20 protein-coding genes and 1 pseudogene are annotated in these 21,845 nt (G+C 72.3%); 11 read left to right on the forward strand and 10 right to left on the reverse strand.

Annotated elements, in window-relative coordinates; genetic code table 11:
* Positions 1–36: 36 nt before the first annotated feature.
* Positions 37–951 carry an oxygenase MpaB family protein gene (locus tag ACFW2G_RS21205; protein WP_384580023.1) on the forward strand — a complete coding sequence of 305 codons (915 nt, stop codon included), beginning with the start codon at positions 37–39 and terminating at the stop codon, positions 949–951.
* A 149-nt stretch (positions 952–1,100) separates the two neighbouring features.
* Here ACFW2G_RS21205 and ACFW2G_RS21210 read toward each other — a convergent pair whose 3' ends face one another.
* Positions 1,101–1,700, reverse strand: coding sequence for a class I SAM-dependent methyltransferase (locus ACFW2G_RS21210; protein ID WP_384580025.1), 600 nt, complete (start codon positions 1,698–1,700; stop codon positions 1,101–1,103).
* A gap of 176 nt (positions 1,701–1,876) precedes the next feature.
* Here ACFW2G_RS21210 and ACFW2G_RS21215 point away from each other — a divergent pair, with 176 nt between their 5' ends.
* From ACFW2G_RS21215 to ACFW2G_RS21235, 5 genes are all read left to right on the forward strand, one after another.
* Positions 1,877–2,656 (forward strand): MHYT domain-containing protein, encoded by a 780-nt coding sequence (locus ACFW2G_RS21215; protein ID WP_384452831.1) that lies wholly within the window; start codon positions 1,877–1,879, stop codon positions 2,654–2,656.
* 125 nt (positions 2,657–2,781) lie between these two features.
* Entirely contained in the window at positions 2,782–5,445 is a 2,664-nt protein-coding gene (locus ACFW2G_RS21220) for a nitrate- and nitrite sensing domain-containing protein (RefSeq protein ID WP_384580028.1), read from the forward strand.
* Positions 5,445–5,888 (forward strand): roadblock/LC7 domain-containing protein, encoded by a 444-nt coding sequence (locus tag ACFW2G_RS21225; protein ID WP_384580030.1) that lies wholly within the window; start codon positions 5,445–5,447, stop codon positions 5,886–5,888. Before ACFW2G_RS21220 ends, ACFW2G_RS21225 begins: the two co-directional genes overlap by 1 nt.
* Positions 5,889–5,904: 16 nt before the next feature.
* Positions 5,905–6,288 carry a DUF742 domain-containing protein gene (locus tag ACFW2G_RS21230; RefSeq protein ID WP_384452779.1) on the forward strand — a complete coding sequence of 128 codons (384 nt, stop codon included), beginning with the start codon at positions 5,905–5,907 and terminating at the stop codon, positions 6,286–6,288.
* Positions 6,288–6,968, forward strand: coding sequence for an ATP/GTP-binding protein (locus ACFW2G_RS21235; RefSeq protein ID WP_384452782.1), 681 nt, complete (start codon positions 6,288–6,290; stop codon positions 6,966–6,968). The genes ACFW2G_RS21230 and ACFW2G_RS21235 overlap by 1 nt, the downstream gene beginning before the upstream one ends.
* Positions 6,969–6,991: 23 nt before the next feature.
* On the opposite strand, the gene ACFW2G_RS21240 is transcribed toward ACFW2G_RS21235, so the two are convergent.
* On the reverse strand, positions 6,992–7,429 hold the full coding sequence (locus ACFW2G_RS21240) for a PPOX class F420-dependent oxidoreductase (protein WP_384452785.1): 438 nt from the start codon (positions 7,427–7,429) through the stop codon (positions 6,992–6,994).
* 106 nt (positions 7,430–7,535) lie between these two features.
* Between ACFW2G_RS21240 and ACFW2G_RS21245 the strand changes: the two genes are divergently transcribed.
* A complete protein-coding gene (locus ACFW2G_RS21245) occupies positions 7,536–7,934 on the forward strand; it encodes a roadblock/LC7 domain-containing protein (protein WP_037921662.1) in 399 nt (132 codons plus the stop codon).
* 101 nt (positions 7,935–8,035) lie between these two features.
* Positions 8,036–8,884, forward strand: a complete 849-nt coding sequence (locus ACFW2G_RS21250; RefSeq protein WP_384452788.1) for a DUF6397 family protein — start codon at positions 8,036–8,038, stop codon at positions 8,882–8,884.
* On the opposite strand, the gene ACFW2G_RS21255 is transcribed toward ACFW2G_RS21250, so the two are convergent.
* The 3 genes from ACFW2G_RS21255 to ACFW2G_RS21265 are packed head-to-tail and all read right to left on the reverse strand — an operon-like array spanning position 8,848 to position 12,747.
* Complete coding sequence (locus tag ACFW2G_RS21255; RefSeq protein ID WP_384452791.1) at positions 8,848–9,249, reverse strand: YchJ family protein; 402 nt, start codon at positions 9,247–9,249, stop codon at positions 8,848–8,850. The genes ACFW2G_RS21250 and ACFW2G_RS21255 overlap by 37 nt on opposite strands.
* Positions 9,250–9,296: 47 nt before the next feature.
* Entirely contained in the window at positions 9,297–10,172 is an 876-nt protein-coding gene (locus ACFW2G_RS21260) for an acyl-CoA thioesterase (RefSeq protein ID WP_384452794.1), read from the reverse strand.
* Between the two features lie 52 nt (positions 10,173–10,224).
* Positions 10,225–12,747 (reverse strand): RNA helicase, encoded by a 2,523-nt coding sequence (locus ACFW2G_RS21265; protein WP_037921670.1) that lies wholly within the window; start codon positions 12,745–12,747, stop codon positions 10,225–10,227.
* A gap of 142 nt (positions 12,748–12,889) precedes the next feature.
* Here ACFW2G_RS21265 and ACFW2G_RS21270 point away from each other — a divergent pair, with 142 nt between their 5' ends.
* Complete coding sequence (locus ACFW2G_RS21270; protein ID WP_364853309.1) at positions 12,890–13,681, forward strand: metal-dependent hydrolase; 792 nt, start codon at positions 12,890–12,892, stop codon at positions 13,679–13,681.
* Between the two features lie 176 nt (positions 13,682–13,857).
* Here ACFW2G_RS21270 and ACFW2G_RS21275 read toward each other — a convergent pair whose 3' ends face one another.
* From ACFW2G_RS21275 to ACFW2G_RS21295, 5 genes and pseudogenes are all read right to left on the reverse strand, one after another.
* Positions 13,858–15,639 (reverse strand): ABC transporter ATP-binding protein, encoded by a 1,782-nt coding sequence (locus ACFW2G_RS21275; protein ID WP_384580032.1) that lies wholly within the window; start codon positions 15,637–15,639, stop codon positions 13,858–13,860.
* Entirely contained in the window at positions 15,636–17,531 is a 1,896-nt protein-coding gene (locus tag ACFW2G_RS21280; RefSeq protein ID WP_384452798.1) for an ABC transporter transmembrane domain-containing protein, read from the reverse strand. Before ACFW2G_RS21280 ends, ACFW2G_RS21275 begins: the two co-directional genes overlap by 4 nt.
* Before the next feature lie 158 nt (positions 17,532–17,689).
* Entirely contained in the window at positions 17,690–17,998 is a 309-nt protein-coding gene (locus ACFW2G_RS21285; protein ID WP_384580242.1) for a hypothetical protein, read from the reverse strand.
* A gap of 55 nt (positions 17,999–18,053) precedes the next feature.
* Positions 18,054–18,424: pseudogene (locus ACFW2G_RS21290) on the reverse strand (FAD-binding oxidoreductase); the annotation flags it as partial.
* A 53-nt stretch (positions 18,425–18,477) separates the two neighbouring features.
* A complete protein-coding gene (locus ACFW2G_RS21295; RefSeq protein WP_037921682.1) occupies positions 18,478–18,933 on the reverse strand; it encodes a MarR family winged helix-turn-helix transcriptional regulator in 456 nt (151 codons plus the stop codon).
* A 133-nt stretch (positions 18,934–19,066) separates the two neighbouring features.
* On the opposite strand from ACFW2G_RS21295, the gene ACFW2G_RS21300 reads away from it, so the two are divergent.
* Both ACFW2G_RS21300 and mltG read left to right on the forward strand, forming a co-directional pair.
* Positions 19,067–20,929 (forward strand): ABC transporter ATP-binding protein, encoded by a 1,863-nt coding sequence (locus tag ACFW2G_RS21300; protein ID WP_052030542.1) that lies wholly within the window; start codon positions 19,067–19,069, stop codon positions 20,927–20,929.
* A 63-nt stretch (positions 20,930–20,992) separates the two neighbouring features.
* The gene (gene mltG / locus ACFW2G_RS21305) at positions 20,993–21,835 is read left to right on the forward strand and encodes an endolytic transglycosylase MltG (protein WP_384580034.1); all 843 of its coding nucleotides are present in this window, start codon (positions 20,993–20,995) and stop codon (positions 21,833–21,835) included.
* Positions 21,836–21,845 lie beyond the last annotated feature (10 nt).

Here is a 21,845-nt window from a genome sequence, read left to right on the forward strand (position 1 = left end):
GTAGAGTTGGGCACCCGCCACAGAAAGGGACCCGCGGTGCAGCGTTACGACCGGCTGAGGGAGATCCTCCGGCTCGACCCCGACGATGACTTCCTCGCCATCTACCGGCTCACCGCCACCTACGAGTTCCCCTGGGACTTCACCCGTGCCCTGGAGCTCGCGCTGTTCCGGACGTACGCCGTGCCCGCCATCGGAGGCCTGCTCGCCGAGACCGCCGAGTTCACCGACCGTGCCCAGAAGCGCTACGACGACACCGCGCTGCTCCTCGACGCGGTCGTCGAGCACGGTTTCGACAACGACACCGCGCGCACGGCGATCCGCCGCGTCAACCAGATGCACCGCAGCTACGACATTTCCAACGACGACATGCGCTACGTGCTGTGCACGTTCGTGGTGATCCCGTCGCGCTGGCTGGATGCCTACGGCTGGCGCCCGATGACGCACCACGAGCGCCGGGCGAGCGCCAACTACTACGCCACCCTCGGCCGACACCTCGGTATCACCGACATCCCGGGCTCCTACGAGGAGTTCGAAACCACCCTGAACGCCTACGAAGCGGACCACTTCGGCTGGGACGAGGGCGGCCGCAGGGTCGCCGACGCCACCCTCGACCTGATGGCGTCCTGGTATCCGGCGCCGCTCGCACCCGCCATGCGCCGCGGGGGGATCGCCCTCCTCGACGACTCGCTGATCGACGCTTTCCGGTACGAGACCCCACACGCGGGTGTGCGGAAGCTGGTGCGGGGGGCGCTGCGGCTGCGGGGCCGCGCGGTCCGGCTGCTGCCGCCGCGCAGGGCCCCGCACTACGCCCGCCAGAACCCGGAGATCAAGGGCTACCGGGGCGGCTACGACGTGGGTGAGCTCGGCACGTTCCCGGTGCCCGGGTCGGGCGGCTGCCCTGTGCCGCATCCGCGCCGACCCACCGGAGCTGATGCCCAGCCCCCGGCCTGACCCCGGGCACCCCCGGCGGTGGCCGGGTGCGCCGCCGCCGTAGGGGCATCGTGTCGCGGCGGACGGGCGGACGGGCGGACGGGCGGACGGGCGGACGGGCGGACGGGCAGGCAGGCGGACGGGCGGACGGGTGCGTGGCGGGGCCGGCATCACGCCCGCCGCACGGCCAGCGCCAGGAAGCGGTGGTCCTCGTCTGCGTACGAGCCCAGGTCCCAGCCCGCGGCCGACAGGAGAGGGCGGAGGTTGTGCTCGGCCCGCGGGTCCTGCGGGGTCAGCCGGCGGCCCTGGCGCGCGGCGAGGGCCGCCCGCCCGATCGGGTGGAAGAGCGCGAGCCGGCCACCGGGGCGCACCACCCGAGACAGTTCGCGCAGATTCGCCTCGGGGTCGGGAAGGTGCGCGACGAGGCCCGCGGCGAACACCGCGTCGAGCGATCCGTCGCGCAGCGGCAGCCGGGCCACGTCGGCGAGCAGCAGCGCGCCCGCGTCCGCGCGTCCGGCCCGCACCGCCGCCGCCAGCATCTGCGGGGTCAGGTCCACGCCGAGCACGGTCCCGGCGGGGCCGACGGCGGCCCGGAGCGCGCCCAGGGCCCGGCCGGTGCCGCAGCCCGCGTCCAGCACGCGGTCCCCGGGCCGCAGCCCGCACTCGGTCACGGCGGCGGCGAAGGCGGGTCCGTCCTCCGGGAACTTGCGGTCCCAGCCGGCGGCCCGGGCCCCGAAGAACTCCTGCACGTGCGTGTGGTCCTCGCTCATGGGCACATGATCCCCCACCGCTGCACCGCCAGGTGTCGGCGGCCCGTACGCAAGGTGCACGCGGGGTGATCGAACGTGAACGTAGCTCTGTCATATTCCAGCACTTCCAGCTGCTTTCGAAATGCGCCCCCTGTTCGCGCCCTCACCCGGACTAGCGTCCGTTGGCCATGGGACACCTGGGACATCTGGACCATGCCGCCTTCGGCTGGCTGACACCCGTGCTGTCGTACGTGATGGCATCGATCGGCGCCGCCCTCGGGCTGCGCTGCACCGTCCGCGCGCTCGCCGCGACCGGGACCGTCCGCCGCAATTGGCTCCTCACCGCCGCCTCCGCCATCGCCACCGGCATCTGGACCATGCATTTCGTCGCGATGCTCGGTTTCGAGGTCACCGGCACGGAGATCCACTACAACGTGCCGCTCACCGTCCTGAGCCTGCTCGTCGCCCTGCTGGTCGTCGGCGCCGGCGTGTTCGCCGTCTGCTACGGCACGGCGCGCGGCCGCTCCCTCGTACTGGGCGGCCTCACCACCGGGCTCGGTGTCGCCAGCATGCACTACCTGGGCATGGCGGCCCTGCGCCTGCACGGCGAGATCTCCTACGACCCGCTCCTGGTCTGCCTGTCCGTCGTCATCGCCGTGGTCGCGGCCACCGCCGCCCTCTGGGCCGCCCTCAAGATCAGCTCGCCGGTGGCCGTGGCCGCCGCCTCGCTCCTCATGGGCGCTGCGGTCAGCAGCATGCACTACACCGGGATGGCGGCCGTCTCGGTCAGCGTCAGCCCCTCCGACGAGGCCCTGCCCGGAGCCGACGCGATGCAGTTCGTCTTCCCGCTCGCCGTCGGACTGGGCTCCTACCTCTTCATCACCGCCGCCTTCGTCGCGCTCTCGCCCAGAGTCGGCGAGCGGGCCGCCGCCGACTCGGCCCGGCACCCGGGGGAGCGGCCCGTGGCCGCGCACTGACCCCCGCCTCCGTGGGACCGCGCGCCGCGCCCGTCCCGCCGCCTGTCCCGCCGGTGATCCCACGGACCGGCGGTTCCCCCCACCGACCGACCGCACCCCTGGGCACCGCCCGGAACGAGGAGCCCATGCGAACACCCCGCAGAAGACCGGACGCAGCGGCGCCGCGGCTGCCAGCGCCCCCGGCACGGGGCCGTCGGGCCCACGCCGGGCCACCGGCAGCGGAACCAGCGCAGGAACCGCCGCAGGAACCAGCGCAGGAACCGGTGCAGCAGCGACCGCGCCCGTCGGACGCCGCCCGCCCGCCCGGCTCCGGCGTCCCCCGGGAGCGCGGCCCCCGGCCGCGACTGCGCCCCGCCACCGTCCGCGCGAAGATCCTCTCCCTGTTGATGGTGCCGGTCGTCTCGCTCCTCGCGCTCTGGGCCTTCGCCACCGTCAACACCGCCCAGGACATGGCCCGGCTGGGGCGAGTCCAGCGGGTCGACTCCGAGATACGCGCCCCCGTCACCGCCGCCGTCACCGAGTTGCAGGCCGAACGGCGAGCAGCCGTCCGCCTCCTGGCCGATCCCGCGGCCGACGCGGGCACACTGGACCAGCAGGCCCGCCGCACCGACGGCGCCGTCCGCGCCCTACGGCTCGGAGACCGCCACACCGTCGCCGATTCCGGTGGCTACCGCCCCGACACGGTGGTCCGTCTGGGCGCGTTCGTGGTCGCGGCCGAGGCGCTGGAATCGGCCCGTAAGGACATCACCGACCGTCGCGCCACCCCCGAGGCCGCCTTCGCCATCTACACCCGGGTGGTCGACGCCGCCTTCGCCGTGGGCGGCTCCCTCTCCGGGGGCGAGAGCGCCGAGCTGGGTCCCGACGCGCGGGTCCTGCTCGAATTCGCCCGGGCCGCGGAACTCCTGTCCCGAGAGGACGCCCTACTCGCCCTGCCGGGGCAGCGTAGCGCCGAAACGCTTCGGCAGCTGACCGGCGCCATCGAGTCCCGCCGCGCGCTCACTGAGGCCGCGACCCGCGACCTGCCGGCCGCCCAGCAGGACGCCTGGCGGTCCGTCGCCAAGAGCGCCGCCTACGCCGAACTGACCGGCGCCGAGGACCGGGCGCTCGCCGCCGGAACCTCCCGGGACGGCCGGGGTGCGCCCGCCGGATGGGAGACCGCCCACAGCGGCGTCAGCACCTCGATGCGGGAGATCGAGGAGGCCGCCCACACCGCGGCCGCGGACCGGGCCGACCCCGTCACGGAGGGGGCCTTCAGCCCCGCGGGCGCCGCCGTGCTGCTCGGTCTGCTGGCTGTCGCGGCCTCGCTCGCCATCTCCGTCCGGATCGGCCGGGTCCTCGTCGTCGAACTGGTCTCCCTGCGCAACGCCGCCCTGGAGATCGCCCACCGCAAACTCCCCGAGGCGATGGATCGGCTGCGCGCCGGCGAGCACGTCGACGTGCCCGCCGAGGCCCCGGCCGGCCCGCCCGCCGACGACGAGATCACCCAGGTCGGCGAGGCACTGGGTACCGTACACCGGGCTGCGCTCAACGCCGCCGTCGAGCGGGCGGAGCTCGCCGGAGGGGTCTCCGGGGTCTTCGTCAACCTCGCCCGCCGCAGCCAGGTCCTCGTGCACAAACAGCTCATCCTGCTGGATTCGATGGAACGGCGCGCCGACGACCCGAGCGAGCTCGGCGACCTCTTCCGCCTCGACCACCTGACCACCAGGATGCGCCGCCACGCGGAGAGCCTGATCATCCTTTCGGGCGCGTCCCCGGGCCGGGCCTGGCGGATGCCGGTCCCCCTCACCAGCGTCGTCAGGGCCGCCGTCTCGGAGATCGAGGACTACCCGCGCGTCGAGGTGCACGGGCTCGCCGAGGCCGCGGTGGTCGGCGCGGCCGTCGCCGACCTCACCCACCTCCTCGCCGAACTCATTGAGAACGCGGCCCAGTTCTCTCCTCCGCACACCAAGGTCCGGGTCACCGGCGAACCGGTCGGCACCGGTTACGTCCTGGAGATCGAGGACCGCGGACTGGGCATGGGGCGCGCATCCCTGGCCGACGCCAACCGGCGCATCGAGCAGTCCGAGGGCCTCGACCTCTTCGACAGCGACCGGCTCGGCCTCTTCGTGGTCAGCCGGCTCTCGGCCCGCCACGACGTCAAGGTGCACCTGCGCACGTCGCCCTACGGCGGCACCACCGCCGTGGTGCTCCTGCCCACCTCCGTGCTCCAGAGCGCCACCTCCGCCTCCGCGACCTCCACCGCGACCGCGGTCGGCACCGACGACGCCGACGCGGCGGGCCCGCAGCCCGGCCACCGGGAGGATTCCCCGGGCGCCCGGGACCGCGCCGCGCTCCCGTCGCCCACACCGGCCGCGGAACCGGGCGCGCCCGTGCAGCAGCCCGCCGCGGTCACCGTCGTACGGGACCGTGCGCGAAGCGGCGTACGGGACGGCGTGCGCGGCATTCCGGCACGGGACGTGGCACCCGCGGCAGCGGCGGACGAACCGCGCCCGGCGCCGGTGGCGCCGCTGCGGCCGCGCGCCGCCGTCGGCACGGGCTTCCGTACGGAGGCCGCCGCATCCCCTTCCGCCTCCGTGGCGGAACTTCCGCGCCGGGTACGCCAGGCCAGCCTCGTCCCCCAGCTCCGCGAGGCGCCCGCGCCCGAGGAGCAGGCCGCCGGACGGCCGGCCGGGGACGCGCCGGGGCGCAGCCCACAGGAGGTCCGGGACCGGATGGCGGCCTACCGGGCGGGATGGCTGCGCGGCTCCGAGGAGAACTCCCCCCACGCAGGCAGCGAAGGAGAAGCGTGATGATCGAACACCAGAGGGTCGGCCACGACGGCATCCGCAGGTCGGGCGAGCTCGACTGGCTCCTGGACGACCTGGTGCACCGGGTCATCGAGGCCCGGCACGCCGTGGTGCTCTCCAACGACGGCCTGGCGGTGGGTGCCTCCAGTGCGCTCGGCCGGGAGGACGCCGAACACCTCGCGGCGGTGGCCTCCGGCTTCCACAGCCTGGCCAAGGGCGCGGGACGGCACTTCCAGGCCGGGGGTGTGCGCCAGACGTTGGTCGAGATGGACGAGGGTTTCCTCTTCGTCGCGGCGGCCGGGGACGGATCCTGCCTCGCCGTGCTCAGCGCCGCCGGCGCCGACATCGGCCTGATCGCCTACGAGATGGCCCGGCTGGTGAAGCGGGTCGGCGAACACCTCTGCACTCCGCCCCGGTTCGCGGCGCGGCCGCCGGCCGCCGGCTGAGGGCGCGGTCCGGCACATGAACGGCCAGTGGTACGACGACGAAGCGGGCCCGCTCGTCCGCCCGTACGCCATGACCGGGGGGCGTACCAAGCCGGGACCGCACGGGGTCCGCTTCGACCTGATCGCCCTGGTCGCGGTGGAGCCGCAGGGTGGCGCGGACGAGGCGGCCGAGTCCCTGCTCGGCCCCGAACACCGGGCACTGCTGGGGCTGTGCCGGTCCGAGACCCAGTCGGTGGCGGAACTCGCCGCCGACGCCGACCTGCCCGTGGGAGTCGTTCGGGTGCTCCTCGGGGACCTGCTGGAGGGCGGGCACGTCAAGGTCAGCCGCCCGGTGCCGCCCGCCCAGCTGCCGGACGAGCGGATTCTGCGTGAAGTCATCGAGGGATTGAGAGCGCTTTGATGGGACACCACGACAATCTGACCGCCGGATCCGGCGGACCTGCCGGCGACGGTCCGGACGCGGAGCCGGGGACCGTGGAGGAGGACGCCGAACTGGCCGCGCTCGCGCTGAAGATCCTCGTGGCGGGGGGATTCGGGGTGGGCAAGACCACGCTCGTCGGAGCGGTGAGCGAGATCCGGCCACTGCGCACCGAGGAACAGCTCAGCGAGGCCGGAGAAATGGTCGACGACACGGGCGGCGTCGAGCAGAAGACGAGCACGACCGTGGCGATGGACTTCGGGCGGATCACCATCCGGTCCGGTCTGTCCCTCTACCTGTTCGGCACTCCGGGGCAGGACCGGTTCTGGTTCCTGTGGGACGAGCTGTCCACGGGGGCGCTCGGCGCGGTGGTGCTCGCCGACACGCGGCGCCTGGAGGACTGCTTCCCGGCGGTCGACTACTTCGAGCACCGGCGCATCCCGTTCGTGGTCGCCGTCAACTGCTTCGCGGAGGCGCGGCGGTACGGGGCGCACGACGTGTCGCGCGCACTGGACCTGGAACAGGGGACGCCGGTGGTGCTGTGCGACGCACGGGACAGGGACTCGGGCAAGGAAGTGCTGATCCGGCTGGTCGAGTATGCCGGGCGGGTGCACACCGCCCGGCTGCTGGACTCGGTGGGGCCGCAGGCCGGTTCCGTGTGAGCAGGTCCTGCCACCGGGGTGGGTCAGTCGGCCACCCGGGCTTCGGCGATCACCTGGTCGATCGGGACACGGACCAGGAGCGAGCCGGGGACGCCGTTGCGGCGGCCGATCGCCTCGGCGTCCGCCTCGCCCATGTAGCGGGCGGCGATGCGGGTCGCCCAGGTGAGCACCTCGTCGGCGGCGTCGGCGTAGTCGCTGATCTCGGCGCGGCCCTGGAGGATGACGTAGGCGAAGGGCGGACGCTCGTCGTCCACGCAGAGCGCGACGCGGCCGTCCCTGGCCAGATTGCGTCCCTTGACGGTGTCCTTCCCGGTGTTGAAGACGAAGGAATCGCCGTCGAGTACGAACCAGACGGGGGCGACGTGCGGACTTCCGTCCTCGCGGACGGTGCAGAGCTTTCCGGTGCGGGCGGAATCGGAAACAAATGCCCGCCATTCCTCTTGAGTCATCTTCTTCGCCATGGGCACATCCTCCTTGCCGGAAAGGCACTGGTGGGGAAGGCTTGCCGCACGAGTACGCGGGGTGGGGCACGGCCGAGCGGGCCACGTCAACGGGGAGGGGCCGGGAATGGCACTGGACAAGCAACTGGACTGGCTGTTGGACGACCTGACACGCAGGGTCCCGCAGGTGCGGCACGCGGTGGTGCTGTCCAATGACGGCCTGGTGACGGCGGCGAGCGCGGGGCTGCCGAGGGAGGACGCGGAACACCTGGCGGCCGTCGCGGCCGGGCTGCAGAGCCTGGCGAAGGGGTCGGGACGGCACTTCAGGGCCGGCGAGGTCCGTCAGACGATGGTCGAGTACGACGACGGGGCGCTCTTCGTCATGGCGGCGGGCGCGGGCAGTTCCCTGTGTGTGCTGAGTGCGGCCGAGGCGGACATCGGCCAGGTCGCGTACGAGATGACGCTGCTGGTCAACCGGGTGGGTGAGCATCTGGGAGTGGCGGAGCGGCGCATCACCGGAGGCTGAGCCGGCGCCCCGCGGAGGTTGTCCACAGGCCTCGCGAGATCCCGTCACAGTGAGTTATGGTCCTCACGTAGAGTAGTCATTGTTCGTGGGGGAGGACCGTGATGACACAGATGGTGACTGCGCCGCCGCAGGATGGGGCCGCGCACCAGGGAGACAGGCCCACGGGCCGGGCCGACGACGCCGCGGAGGCGCTGATGGGCAGTGCGCGGGCCGCCGGGGAACTGGGCCTGACCCGGGGTGAGCTGGCCAGGGCCGTCCAGCTGGGGATCGTACGGGCCGGGCCGCCGGCGGCCGGCGGTGCCGCGCGTTTCACGCGGGCGGAGCTGGCGCGGGTACGGGCCGTGGCCGCGGGCCCGTCGGACACCCTGCGCCGGCGGGTCGAGGCGGTGGCCGGGGCCCAAGCGGCGGCCGAGGTGCTCGGGGTCGGCCCGAGCCGGTTCACCCGGCTCGCGCGCTGCGGGCACCTCACGCCCGTCGGCTACCGGATCAACCGCTACCGCGCGGTCGTGTGGCTCTATCTCGCCTCGGAACTTAGGGAGTTCGCCGACGACCGGCCGGGGATGCTGCGCGGGACGGCATCCGCCGAGGACCGGGAACTGCTGGCGGCCAAGGGGGACCTGCGCCCACGCACCTGGCGCGGGCGGCACGTGGGGCTCCTGCTGAGACGGACCACCGATCCATGGGCCCGCGCGGCGGTCCTGGCCCGCGTACTTCCCGAGGACGACCTGCGCGGAGCCGTGCCCGATCCAGCGGAACGGATTATCCTGGCCGCACTGGCCCCGCCTCCGCCGTACGGTCACCCACAGGTTCCCGCCGCCGCGGCGGTGGCGGAGGGGCTGCTGCGCGCCGGGCCGCCGGACGAGGTTCTCCGGTACCGAACCAGGCTGGAGGTCGCCCTGGCGGCGGCCCGGCGTCAGTCGAAATCGACGGGGGACAGGGGGCCGACGTAGACCCAGGCCCCCGCCTCGCGGGCGAAGCTGCTGTGCTCGTGCAGCGAGCCGGTGTGGCGGCCCTCGCGGTAGTGCGCGCGGAACTCCACCGAGCCCTCCGTCTCGAACATCCCGCCGCGCTCGGTGGTGAGGATCTCCAGCCGCTCCCAGCGCTGCCCGGGATCGAGGTCGAGCACGGCCGGGCGCGTGGAGGGGTGCCAGGAGCGGAGCAGGTATGCGGTGTCACCGACGGCGAAGGCGCTGAAGCGGGAACGCATCAGCAGCTCGGCGGTGGGCGCCTGCCGTTGACCGGAGTGGAAGCGGCCGCAGCACTCCGCGTAGGCGGCGGGCAGCCCGCAGGGGCACGGCATGGCGGGAGTGGGCATGGGTCTGCTCAGTTCTTCGGTACGGGAAGGGATGGCCGGCCCGGAGGTCACGCCCGGGCGGGATGGGGGCGGAAGAGGCCCTCTTGGACCACGGAGACCAGCAGCCTGCCCTCCAGGTCGTAGATGCGGCCCCGGGCCAGGCCCCGGCCGCCGTGTGCGATGGGCGATTCCTGGTCGTAGAGGAACCACTCGTCCGCCCGGAAGGGCCGGTGGAACCACATGGCGTGATCGAGCGAGGCCATGTCGAAGCCGCGCATGCCCCAGAGGGGTTCCACGGGGATGCGCACGGCGTCGAGGAGGGTCATGTCACTGGCGTAGGTGAGGGCACAGGTGTGCACGAGCGGGTCGTCGCCCAGCGGGCCCACGGCGCGCATCCATACCGCGCTGCGCGGATCGGCACCCTTGAGCTCCTCCGGAGTCCAGCGGAGCCGGCTCACATAGCGGATGTCGAAGGGCTGGCGGCGGGCCATCCGCTCCAGCGCCTCCGGCAGCGCCCCGAGGTGCTCGCGGATCTCGTCCGCGACCTTGGGGAGCGTGTCGGGATGGGGACAGTGGTGGGGAGGCAGCTGGTGCTCGATGCCGCCCTCCTCCGGGTGATGGAAGGAGGCGGTGAGATTGAAGATCGTCTTGCCCTGCTGGACCGCGGTGACCCGCCGGGTGGTGAAGGACCGCCCGTCACGCACCCGCTCCACCTGGTACACGATCGGCACCCCGGGAATGCCGGGGCGCAGGAAGTACGCGTGCAGTGAGTGGACCGGGCGGTCGCTCTCCACGGTGCGGCCCGCGGCCACCAGGGCCTGGCCCGCGACCTGGCCGCCGAAGACCCGCTGGAGGGACTCCTGCGGGCTGGCGCCGCGGAAGATGTTGACCTCGATCTGCTCCAGATCGAGCAGATCGACCAGTCTCTCGGCGGGGTTCGTCATCAGAGGATCTCCACTGTCGGGTCCGGGCGGTCCGGCGGCGTGCCGGGACGCTTCACAGGGCGCCGAGCTCGCCGACCGAGGTCACCCGGACGACCGCCCGGCCCTCCTCGTCGGACGCGGCCAGGTCGACCTCGGCGCTGATGCCCCAGCCATGGTCGCCGTTGGGGTCGGCGAAGGTCTGGCGGACGCGCCACAGGCCGTGCGCGGGGTCCTCCTCGATCTGCAGCAGCTTGGGGCCGCGGGCGTCGGGGCCGGTACCGAGGTCGTCGTACTCGTCCCAGTACGCGTCCATGGCCTCGCCCCAGGCGTCGGCGTCCCAGCCCGACCCGGCGTCCAGCTCGCCCAGCGTGTCGACGTGGTCGAGGGCGGCCAGCTCGACGCGGCGGAACATGGCGTTGCGGACCAGGACGCGGAAGGCGCGCGCATTCGCGGTGACGGGCTTGACCTGATCGGCCTTCTCCTGAGCCTGTTCCGCCGTCTCCACCTCGGGGTTCGCCAGCTGCTCCCACTCGTCGAGCAGGCTCGAATCGACCTGGCGGACCAGCTCGCCCAGCCAAGCGATCAGGTCCTCGAGGTCCTCGGACTTGAGGTCGTCGGGGATGGTGTGGTCCAGCGCCTTGAACGCGCTGGCCAGGTAGCGCAGCACGATGCCCTCGGTGCGGGCCAGTTCGTAGAAGGAGGTGAACTCGGTGAAGGTCATCGCACGTTCGTACATGTCGCGGATGATCGACTTCGGGGAGACGGGGTGGTCGCGCACCCACGGGTGGCTCTTGGAGTACACGTCGTAGGCGTGGGAGAGGAGTTCTTCCAGCGGCTTGGGATAGGTGACGTCCTGGAGCCGCTCCATCCGCTCCTCGTACTCGATCCCGTCGGCCTTCATCTGGCCGACCGCGATGCCGCGCTCCTTGTTCTGCTGGGCGGCCAGGATCTGGCGTGGGTCGTCCAGCGTGGACTCCACGACGGACACCATGTCCAGCGCGTAGGAGGGGGACTCCGGGTCCAGCAGGTCGAAGGAGGCCAGCGCGAAGGTGGACAGCGGCTGGTTGAGGGCGAAGTCCTGCTGGAGGTCGACGGTGAGCCGAATGGTGCGGCCCTCCGCGTCCGGGGTGTCGAGCTTCTCCACCACGCCGCCGTCCAGCAGCGAGCGGTAGATCGCGATGGCCCGGCGGATGTGCCGCAGCTGTGCCTTGCGCGGCTCGTGGTTGTCCTCGAGGAGGTGGCGCATCGCCTGGAAGGCGTCTCCGGGCCGGGCGATCACCGACAGGAGCATGATGTTGGTGACCTTGAAGCGCGAGGTCAGAGGCTCCGGATCGGCGGCGATGAGCTTTTCGAAGGTGGTGTCCGACCAGGCGACGAACCCCTCGGGCGCCTTCTTGCGGACCACCTTGCGGCGCTTCTTCGGGTCGTCGCCCGCCTTCGCGAGCGCCTTCTCGTTCTCGATGACGTGTTCGGGCGCCTGGGCGACCACGTAGCCCGCCGTGTCGAAGCCGGCCCGTCCGGCCCGTCCGGCGATCTGGTGGAACTCGCGGGCGCGCAGCGTGCGGACCCGGTTGCCGTCGTACTTGGTGAGCGCGGTGAACAGCACGGTGCGGATCGGGACGTTCACGCCGACGCCGAGCGTGTCCGTACCGCAGATGACCTTCAGCAGGCCGGCCTGCGCGAGCTTCTCCACCAGGCGCCGGTACTTGGGCAGCATGCCGGCGTGGTGCACGCCGATGCCGTGCCGCACGTAGCGCGAGAGGTTCTGGCCGAACTTCGTGGTGAAGCGGAAGTTCCCGATCAGCTCCTGGATCTTGTCCTTCTCCTCGCGGGTGCACATGTTGATGCTCATGAGCGACTGCGCCCGCTCGACCGCCTGGGCCTGAGTGAAGTGCACGATGTAGACGGGTGCCTGCCGGGTCTCCAGCAGCTCGGTGATCGTGTCGGTGATCGGGGTGGTGACGTAGTCGTACGACAGCGGCACCGGACGGGTCGCGGAGCGGACCACCGAGGTGGGCCGGCCCGTGCGCCGGGTCAGGTCGTCCTCGAAGCGCTTGACGTCGCCGAGGGTCGCCGACATCAGGACGAACTGCGCCTGCGGCAGCTCCAGCAGCGGGATCTGCCAGGCCCAGCCGCGATCGGGCTCGGCATAGAAGTGGAACTCGTCCATCACGACCTGGCCGATGTCGGCGTGCTTGCCGTCACGCAGGGCGATCGAGGCCAGCACCTCTGCGGTGCAGCAGATCACCGGGGCGTCTGCGTTGACCGAGGCGTCGCCGGTCAGCATGCCGACGTTCTCGGTGCCGAAGAGCTTGCACAGGTCGAAGAACTTCTCCGACACCAACGCCTTGATCGGGGCGGTGTAGAAGGTCACCTTGTCCTGGGCCAGTGCGGTGAAGTGCGCACCGGCCGCGACCAGGCTCTTGCCGGATCCGGTCGGGGTGGACAGGATCACGTTCGCCCCGGAGACGACCTCGATCAGCGCCTCCTCCTGAGCCGGGTACAGGGTGATGCCCTGCTCCTCCGCCCACGAGGAGAAGGCCTCGAACAGGGCGTCGGGGTCGGCGGTCGGCGGGAGCTGATCAATGAGGGTCACGCCCCCATCTTGCCTGCCTTCCCGCCGGATCAGGGAACCGGAGGACAGAAGGAAGATCATCGACGGTACGCTGTGCCGTCGATGCGGCCCGAACGAACCGGTCAACAGGGCCCGACACACACCAGCGGGGCGGGGAACAACCATGATGGGTCCGGCGCACTCACTCTCCGGGGCGGCGGCCTGGCTGGGGGTGGGCGCGGCCACTGCGGCCGCCGGCCACCCCATGCCCTGGCCGGTCCTCGTCGTCGGCGCGCTGATCTGCGCCGGCGCCGCCCTCGCCCCGGATCTCGACCACAAGTCGGCCACGATCTCCCGTGCCTTCGGCCCGTTGTCCAAGGGCCTGTGCGAGGTGGTCGACAAGATCTCCTACGCCGTCTACAAGGCCACGCGCTCCACGAAGGACGCCCGCCGTTCCGGTGGCCACCGCACCCTGACGCACACCTGGCTGTGGGCGGTGCTGATCGGCGGCGGAGCCTCCGCGCTCGCCGTCACCGCCGATCGCTGGGGCGTGCTGGCGCTGCTCTTCGTGCACCTGGTGCTCGCGGTCGAGGGCCTCCTGTGGCGGGCCGCCCGGATGTCCAGCGACGTCCTGGTGTGGCTACTCGGCGCGACCAGCGCGTGGATCATGGCCGGGGTGCTCGACCAGCCCGGAAACGGTGCGAACTGGCTGTTCACCGAGCCGGGACAGGAGTACCTCTGGCTCGGCCTGCCCATCGTGCTCGGCGCCCTGGTCCACGACATCGGCGACGCTCTGACGGTCTCCGGCTGTCCGGTCCTGTGGCCCCTGCCGATCGCCGGGAAGCGCTGGTACCCGATCGGCCCGCCGAAGGCGATGCGTTTTCGCGCCGGCAGCTGGGTGGAGCTGAAGGTCCTCATGCCCGTGTTCATCCTGCTGGGCGGCTTCGGAGGCGCCTCGGCCCTCGGCTTCATCTGAGGGCTCTCCCGCCCGTCCCCGGCGGGCTGCGGACTGCCGGACGACCCTTGTCCCGGACGTCGCGGGGTCGGCGGGCGTGCTGGCCCACGGCGGCCCCGGGCACCAGGGGGCGGAGCGATGCTCATCCCCGGTGACCGGGGCCGTCGGGCCGTTCCGGGCCGGCTGGTGCCCCGGGCTCAGCCGTGCCAGGACCTCCAGAGTGCCGCGTACGCCCCGTCCGCCGCGACCAGCTCGTCGTGCGAGCCGAGTTCGCTGATCCGGCCGCCCTCGACCACCGCGATCACATCCGCGTCGTGGGCGGTGTGGAGCCGGTGGGCGATGGCGATGACCGTGCGGCCGTCCAGTACCCGGGCCAGCGAGCGTTCCATGTGACGCGCCGCCCGAGGGTCGAGCAGCGAGGTGGCCTCGTCCAACACCAGCGTGTGCGGATCCGCGAGCACCAGCCGGGCCAGCGCCACCTGCTGCGCCTGCGCCGGGGTGAGTGCCGTGCCGCCGGAGCCGACCTCGGTGTCCAGGCCGTCCGCCAGGGCCCGGGCCCAGCCGTCCGCGTCCACTGCCCTCAGCGCCGCCCACAGCTCGACGTCCGTGGCCTCCGTCCGCGCGAGCCGGAGGTTGTCGCGCAGCGATCCCACGAAAACGTGGTGCTCCTGGTTGACCAGGGCCACGTGCTCGCGCACCCGCTCCGCCGGCATCCGCGACAGCCGGGCCCCGCCGAGGGTGACCTCGCCGGTCCGGGGTCCGTAGATGCCCGCGAGCAGCCGTCCCAGGGTGGACTTGCCCGCGCCCGAAGGGCCGACGAGCGCCATCCGGGTGCCGGGGGGCACCGACAACGCCACCCCGTGCAGGACGTCCACGCCGTCCCGGTAGCCGAAGCGGACCTCCCGTGCCCGGACGTCCCGGCCGTCGGGGGCCGCCTTCGCGTCCCCGGCGTCCGGTTCGATCTCCCGCACACCCACCAGGCGGCCCAGCGACACCTGGGCGATCTGGAGCTCGTCGTACCAGCGAAGGATCAGGCCGATCGGATCGATCAGCATCTGCGCCAGCAGCGCGCCGGTGGTCAGCTGACCCACCGACATCCAGCCCTGGATCACGCAGTAACCGCCGATCAGCAGCACCGAGCCGAGGATCGTCACGAAGGTGACGTTGACGACGGGGAAGAGGACGGTCCGCAGGAACAGCGTGTATCGCTCCCACGCCGTCCACTCCTTGATCCGACGCTCGGACTTCGCGATCCGCTCCGGACCCAGCCGGTGCGCCTCGACCGTGCGGCCCGCGTCCACCGTCTCGGTGAGCACGGCGGCGACCGCGGCGTAGCCGGCGGCTTCCGAGCGGTACGCCGAGGGAGCCCGCCGGAAGTACCAGCGGCAGCCGAGCACCAGGACCGGCAGTGCGACGAGCGTGGCCAGCGCCAGTGGCGGCGCGGTCGCCGCCAGGGCGCCGAACAGCAGGCCCGCCCACACCACGCCGATCGCCAGCTGCGGTACGGCCTCGCGCATCGCGTTGGCCAGCCGGTCGATGTCGGTGGTGATCCGCGACAGCAGGTCCCCGGTACCGGCGCGTTCGAGCACGCCCGGCGGCAGACCCACCGACCGCACCAGGAAGTCCTCGCGCAGATCGGCGAGCATCTCCTCGCCCAGCATCGCCCCGCGCAGCCTGACCAGCCGCACGAAGCACGCTTGCACGGCCAGCGCCGCCGCGAACAGCAGGGCCATCCGTCCCAGTTGCAGCTCGCGGGCCCCCGCCGCCAGGTCGTCGACGACCCGGCCCAGCAGGTACGGGCCGACCATGGAGGCGATCACCGCGACGGCGTTGACGCCCACCAGCAGCAGGAACGCCCGCCGGTGGCGCCGGAACAGGCCGCGCACATAGCCCCGTACGGTTGCCGGCGTCCCCACGGGCAGGGTCGCGGCCGTCTCGGGGGCCGCCGGATCGTGTTCCGGTGGCGCCACGCCGATCATGCGGATTCCTCGATCTCTGTGAGTGCTTCTTCCAGCTCTGTCATGCCGAGTCCGGCGAGGCGCTGCTCCTCGTCCGTCTCGCGGGTGACGACCGCCCGGTAGAGCGGCTCGCGGTGCAGCAGCTCCTGGTGGGTCCCGACGGCCGCCACGGTGCCGCCGTCGATGAGCACGACCCGGTCCGCACGGTCCAGCAGGAGCGGCGAGGACGCCAGGACGACCGTGGTCCGTCCGGAGCGCAGGGCCGTGATCCCGTCCGCGATCCGCGCCTCCGTGTGCGAGTCGACCGCGGAGGTCGGCTCGTCGAGCACGAGCACCTCCGGGTCGGTGACCAAGGACCGGGCCAGCGCCAGACGCTGGCGCTGGCCGCCGGACAGCGACCGGCCGCGTTCGGTGATCCGGGCGTCCATCGGGTCCTCGACGCCGTCCGGCGCCGACTGCAGCAGCGCGTCCAGTACGTCCGCGCACTGGGCGGCGGCGAGAGCGGCGCCGGAGGCGACCGCCCCGGAGGCCGGTACGTCGAACAGCTCGCGCAGTGTTCCCGACAGCAGCACCGGGTCCTTGTCCTGGACCAGGACCAGCCTGCGGGCGGTGTCCAGTTCGAGGTCGTCCAGGGCCACTCCACCCAGGAGCACCGAAGGTTCGTCCTGCGCCGGCCGGTCGCCGCTTCCGTCCGCCTCGCCGCCGTCGCCGTCCTGGTCCCGCTCCTGCGCGTCCCCCGCGGCCACGGCATGGCCGCCGAGGCGCTCCGCCAGCCGCCCCGCCAGGTCCGGATCCCCGCAGACGACGGCGGTGAACCGGCCCGCGGGTGCCAGCAGCCCGGTCCGCGGGTCGTACAGGTCCCCGCCCGCGGCCGGTTCCAGCACCGCACCGTCCCGCACGGGACGCTCCACCGAGTCCGTCCGGGCCAGGGACAGCACCCGGGCGGCCCGCTGGGCCGAGGGGCGCGAGAAGGAGTACGCCATGGCGATCTCCTCGAAGTGGCGCAGCGGGTAGAGGAGCGTCGCCACTGCGCTGAACGCCGCGACGAGTTCACCCACCGCGATGCGCCCGTCCAGGGCCAGCGAGGCGCCGTACCAGACGACGGTGATCAGCAGCAGGCCGGGGAGCACCACCTGGATCGCGGCGATCAGCGCCCACATCCGGGCACTGCGCACGGCGGCCTTGCGGACCTCCTGCGAGGCCTCGCGGTACCGGCCGAGGAACAGCTCCTCGCCTCCGATGCCGCGCAGCACGCGCAGCCCCGCGACGGTGTCCGAGGCCAGCTCGGTCGCCCTGCCCGCCTTCTCCCGCTGGATGTCGGCGCGCCGGGTGGCCCGCGGCAGCAGCGGCAGCGCGGCCAGGGCGATCAGCGGTACGCCGACGGACACGACGACGCCCAGCTCGGGTGCGTAGAACATCAGGCCCACGCACACCAGTACGACGGCGAAGACGGCGGCGAGGAAGCGGGAGACCGCCTCGACGAACCATCCGATCTTCTCCACGTCACCGGTGGACACCGCGACCACCTCACCCGCGGCGACCCGGCGCGTCAGGGCGGAGCCCAGCTCTGCGGTCTTGCGGGCGAGGAGCTGTTGCACACGGGCGGCGGCGGTGATCCAGTTGGTGACGGCGGTGCGGTGGAGCATGGCATCGCCGACCGAGATGGCGACGCCGATCAGAACCAGCAGTCCGCCCACGAGCAGCAGCCGGTCGGCATCGCGGTCCACGACCGCGTCGACGCCCAGGCCCACGGCGTACGGCAGTCCGGCGACGCCGCCGAAGTGCAGCATTCCCCAGCACAGGCTCTTGAGTTGTCCGCCGAGCTGACCACGCCCCAGCCACAGGAGGAAACGGGGGCCGGAGCGCGCGTCTGGTACTCCCGGATCCGGATACGGAAGATCGCTGATCTGCATGACGCCCCATGACTGGTCGAGTGGTCCAAACCGTGCAAGGTTCGCCTTCCGGATCGGGGCCGGGCAATTGATTTTCCGTCTGCCCGGTGCCGGAGGAGACAGGTTTGCGTCTGCGGACACCGGCCGGACGGCAGGTCACGGAGGGCGCGCACCGGCGCTCACGGGCCGGTGGCGCGCTCCGGTTCGACGAGGGCCGAGTGGTAGCTGCGTCCCGTCGCCCGGCCCATCCCCACCTCGCACATCCGGTTCGCCGACAAACGGGCGTCGAAGGGCCGCGCGGTCACCTCCGCGGCCCACACGACCGAGTCGACGATCCGCAGGTCCTCGTGCAGCGAGGGGTTGTCCGGCGTGAGGTACGCGACCACCTCCCGGGCGAGGCCCAGGGTGCAGGAGGAGGCGTCGACGACCAGCGGCAACCGTCCTCCGGCCGTCCAGCCCCAGGCCGCCTCGACGATCCGGTTGGCCATCACCCGGCTGCCCTCGGCGTAGCCCTTGGAGTGCCGGATCGTCGAGCAGCAGGTGCCCCTCGACGCCGGCCGAGGCCCGCAGGGTGTGGGCGTCCATCAGCTCGACGGCGAGTGCGCCCGCCTGGTTGAAGCGGGGCACGGCCGCGGCCGCGGCGGGCAGTGAGGGGAAGAAGAGCAGGCGGTGCACCGTTCGCGGTCGAGCGGGAGGGTGTCGGAGACGACTTCGGAGATGAAGCCGAGGGTGCCCTCCGAGCCGACCATGAGCCCCCGCAGGATCTCGACGGGGGTGTTGCCGTCCAGGTAGGCGTCGAGCCGGTAGCCGGTGGTGTTCTTGATCTCGTGCTTGGCGCGGATCCGGGCGGTCAGCGCGGGATCGGCCTCGATCTGCCGCTTGATCGCCATCAGCCCCCGGCGCAGGTCCGGTTCCCACAGCGGCATCTGCGGCCCCTCGCCTCGTCGTGGCCCGCGGGCGGGCCCCTTCAGCAGGTGCGCTCCTCCGCCGGGGCGTCCGACAGAGCGTTCAGCAGACCGCCGAGCACCTCGCGCTGGTCGGCGGTCAACGGAGCCAGGATTTCCTCCGCGGCGTCGGTCCGCGCGTCGCGCAGACGGCGCAGCGTGGCCCGGCCGGTGTCGGTGAGCTCGATCCTGATGACGCGGCGGTTCGCCGGGTCGGGCACCCGCCGTACGCACTCGGCCGCTTCCAGGCCGTCGACGAGGGTGGTCACCGCGCGGGGGACCACCTCCAGCCGGGCGGCGAGGTCCGCCATCCGGGGCGGCTGCCCGCCCTCGTAATGCGAGACGAGCCGCAGCAGCCGACTCTGGGCGGGAGTGATCCCGAGCGGCACCATGTGGCGCTTCTGGATCCGGTGCAGCCTGCGCGTCAGGCGCAGCAGTTGTTCGGCGAGGAGGCGATCGGTGTCGGAGGCGGAGCTCATGCGGGAACGATATCAGGACCCCGTTCATTGTGAGTATAGGTAACAATGACCTATGCTCCCATGGTGCCGATCCTGTCGGAGCCGGCTCCGCGAACACCTCCGACCCCTGTTTCCTGACCCCGGGAGGGTGCCCATGCCACACGACGAACCGAAGTGGACCCCGTCGAAGGACCCCCTGGATCCGACCCGCCCCGCCCCGGCCGAGCAGCCTCGGGAGCTGCGCCGGATCGTCGGCCTGTTCCGCCCCTACCGCGGCCGGCTGGCCGTCGTCGGCCTGCTCGTCTGTGCCTCCTCGCTGGTCGGCGTCGCCTCGCCGTTCCTGCTCAGGGAGATCCTCGACGTCGCGATCCCGCAGGGCCGCACCGGACTGCTGAGCCTGCTCGCGCTCGGCATGATCGCCACCGCCGTCGTCACGAGCGTCTTCGGAGTCCTGCAGACGCTGATATCCACCACGGTGGGTCAGCGCGTCATGCACGACTTGCGCACCGCCGTCTACGAGCAGCTCCAGCGGATGCCGCTCGCCTTCTTCACCCGGACCCGCACCGGAGAGGTCCAGTCCCGCATCGCCAACGACATCGGCGGGATGCAGGCCACCGTCACCTCCACCGCGACCTCGCTCGTCTCGAACCTGACGGCCGTCATCGCCACCGTGGTCGCCATGCTCGCGCTCGACTGGCGGCTCACCCTGGTCTCACTGCTCCTGCTGCCCGTCTTCGTGTGGATCAGCCGCCGGGTCGGGAACGAGCGGAAGAGGATCACGACGCGGCGGCAGAAGCAGATGGCGGCCATGGCCGCGACGGTCACCGAGTCGCTCTCGGTCAGCGGCATCCTGCTCGGCCGCACCATGGGGCGCTCCGAGTCGCTGACGTCCGCCTTCTCCGAGGAATCGGAGAAGCTCGTCGACCTCGAAGTGCGCGCCAGCATGGCCGGGCGCTGGCGGATGTCCACCATCGGCATCGTCATGGCCGCTATGCCCGCGCTCATCTACTGGGCCGCCGGCATCGCCCTCCAGACCGGCGCCCCTTCGCTCTCCGTCGGCACCCTCGTCGCCTTCGTCACCCTCCAGCAGGGACTCTTCCGGCCCGCCGTCAGCCTGCTGTCGACCGGGGTGCAGATACAGACCTCGCTGGCGCTGTTCGCCCGCATCTTCGAATATCTCGACCTGCCGGTGGACATCACGGAGCGGGCGGACCCGGTCCGGCTGGACCGGGCCAAGGGAGAGGTCACCCTGGAGGGCGTGGACTTCGCCTACGACGCGGAGAACGCCCCGACCCTCACCGGGATCGACATCACCGTCCCGGCCGGCGGCTCCCTCGCCGTCGTCGGCCCGACAGGCTCCGGCAAGAGCACCCTCAGCTACCTGGTGCCACGGCTCTACGACGTCACCGGCGGGCGGGTCGCCATCGACGGGGTGGACGTGCGCGACCTCGACTTCGACTCGCTCGCCCGCTCGGTCGGGGTCGTCTCCCAGGAGACCTATCTCTTCCACGCCTCGGTCGCGGACAACCTGCGCTTCGCCAAGCCCGACGCCACCGACGAGGAGATCACCGAGGCGGCCCGCGCCGCCCAGATCCACGACCACATCGCGTCCCTGCCCGACGGCTACGACACCCTCGTCGGCGAGCGCGGCTACCGGTTCTCCGGTGGTGAGAAGCAGCGCCTCGCCATCGCCCGCACCATCCTCAGGGACCCGCCCGTGCTCATCCTCGACGAGGCGACCAGCGCCCTCGACACCCGCACGGAGCACGCGGTCCAGCAGGCCATCGACCGCCTGTCCGCGGGGCGCACCACCATCACCATTGCCCACCGCCTCTCGACCGTGCGCGACGCCGACCAGATCGTGGTCCTCGACGGCGGCCGCATCGCCGAGCGAGGCACCCATGAGGAGCTCCTGAAGGCGGACGGCCGGTACGCGGCCCTGGTACGCCGGGACCGGGACGCGGCCCTCACCCCCGAGCCGCCGGAGGAAGCGCAGCTGGCTCCGGTGAATGTGTGACCATATGACAGGAATGCGGGCGGGATGCATAAAAAGTGATGATCTGCGCGTTAGTGTTCCCGCATGCGTCATGAGTCCCGGCCGCACCGGCGCCGATCCCGGCTCACCCGCCGGGGCCGACTGGCCCTCTTCCTCGGCCTCCTGCTCACGCTCGGTGCGGTGGTCCTGATCCCGGTCCTGCGGGGCGCGCAGGAGCCGGAGGTGCCGAGCCGGCTGACGATTCCCGAGGGATGGCGCGCGTCCCAGGTGTACGCGGCGGTCGACCGGGCGCTCAAGCTCCCGCCGGGAACCGCGAAGTCGGCCGTGCCCAGCGCCGCTCTGGCGCTGCCCGCGGAGGCCGAGGGCAACCCGGAGGGGTACCTCTTCCCCGCGACGTACCCGGTGACCTCGAAGACGACCCCGGCCGCGCTCCTCGCCCGTATGGTGCGCACGGCCAACGAGAAGCTCGCCACCAAGGCGGTGGCCGACGGCGGCAAGGCCCACGGGATGACCCCCTACCAGACGGCGACGATGGCCAGCGTCATCGAGGCGGAGGCCGAGAGCCCCGCCGACATGGGCAAGGTCGCCCGGGTGGTGCACAACCGGCTGGCGAAGTCGATGCCGCTGCAGATGGACTCCACCCTCAACTACGCGCTGAACCGCAGCACCCTCGACACCACGCTGAGCGACACCCGGATCGACCACCCCTTCAACACCTACGAACGCCAGGGCCTGCCGCCCACACCGATCGACAGCCCCGGTCTGGCGGCGATGGCCGCGGCGGTCGCGCCGACACCGGGCGACTGGCTCTTCTTCGTCACCGTCAAGCCGGGCGACACGCGCTTCTCGGCGACGTACGCGGAGCACCGGAAGCACGTGGCGGAGTTCAACAGGTACCGCGCCCGGGCGGGCTCGCGCGCCGGGTGACGGGCCCGGG

The organism is Streptomyces sp. NPDC058880, from assembly GCF_042742535.1.
Classification (GTDB): domain Bacteria; phylum Actinomycetota; class Actinomycetes; order Streptomycetales; family Streptomycetaceae; genus Streptomyces.

What these genes read in the sequence shown, in the direction of transcription:
- ACFW2G_RS21220 (WP_384580028.1), top strand. Translation starts at nt 2,782, where the DNA reads ATGCGAACACCCCGCAGAAGACCGGACGCAGCGGCGCCGCGGCTGCCA.
- ACFW2G_RS21235 (WP_384452782.1), top strand. Translation starts at nt 6,288, where the DNA reads ATGGGACACCACGACAATCTGACCGCCGGATCCGGCGGACCTGCCGGC.
- mltG (WP_384580034.1), top strand. Translation starts at nt 20,993, where the DNA reads ATGCGTCATGAGTCCCGGCCGCACCGGCGCCGATCCCGGCTCACCCGC.
- ACFW2G_RS21230 (WP_384452779.1), top strand. Translation starts at nt 5,905, where the DNA reads ATGAACGGCCAGTGGTACGACGACGAAGCGGGCCCGCTCGTCCGCCCG.
- ACFW2G_RS21280 (WP_384452798.1), bottom strand. Translation starts at nt 17,531, where the DNA reads ATGCAGATCAGCGATCTTCCGTATCCGGATCCGGGAGTACCAGACGCG.
- ACFW2G_RS21240 (WP_384452785.1), bottom strand. Translation starts at nt 7,429, where the DNA reads ATGGCGAAGAAGATGACTCAAGAGGAATGGCGGGCATTTGTTTCCGAT.
- ACFW2G_RS21210 (WP_384580025.1), bottom strand. Translation starts at nt 1,700, where the DNA reads ATGAGCGAGGACCACACGCACGTGCAGGAGTTCTTCGGGGCCCGGGCC.
- ACFW2G_RS21275 (WP_384580032.1), bottom strand. Translation starts at nt 15,639, where the DNA reads ATGATCGGCGTGGCGCCACCGGAACACGATCCGGCGGCCCCCGAGACG.
- ACFW2G_RS21295 (WP_037921682.1), bottom strand. Translation starts at nt 18,933, where the DNA reads ATGAGCTCCGCCTCCGACACCGATCGCCTCCTCGCCGAACAACTGCTG.
- ACFW2G_RS21250 (WP_384452788.1), top strand. Translation starts at nt 8,036, where the DNA reads ATGACACAGATGGTGACTGCGCCGCCGCAGGATGGGGCCGCGCACCAG.
- ACFW2G_RS21285 (WP_384580242.1), bottom strand. Translation starts at nt 17,998, where the DNA reads ATGGCCAACCGGATCGTCGAGGCGGCCTGGGGCTGGACGGCCGGAGGA.
- ACFW2G_RS21225 (WP_384580030.1), top strand. Translation starts at nt 5,445, where the DNA reads ATGATCGAACACCAGAGGGTCGGCCACGACGGCATCCGCAGGTCGGGC.
- ACFW2G_RS21245 (WP_037921662.1), top strand. Translation starts at nt 7,536, where the DNA reads ATGGCACTGGACAAGCAACTGGACTGGCTGTTGGACGACCTGACACGC.
- ACFW2G_RS21300 (WP_052030542.1), top strand. Translation starts at nt 19,067, where the DNA reads ATGCCACACGACGAACCGAAGTGGACCCCGTCGAAGGACCCCCTGGAT.
- ACFW2G_RS21270 (WP_364853309.1), top strand. Translation starts at nt 12,890, where the DNA reads ATGATGGGTCCGGCGCACTCACTCTCCGGGGCGGCGGCCTGGCTGGGG.
- ACFW2G_RS21255 (WP_384452791.1), bottom strand. Translation starts at nt 9,249, where the DNA reads ATGCCCACTCCCGCCATGCCGTGCCCCTGCGGGCTGCCCGCCGCCTAC.
- ACFW2G_RS21260 (WP_384452794.1), bottom strand. Translation starts at nt 10,172, where the DNA reads ATGACGAACCCCGCCGAGAGACTGGTCGATCTGCTCGATCTGGAGCAG.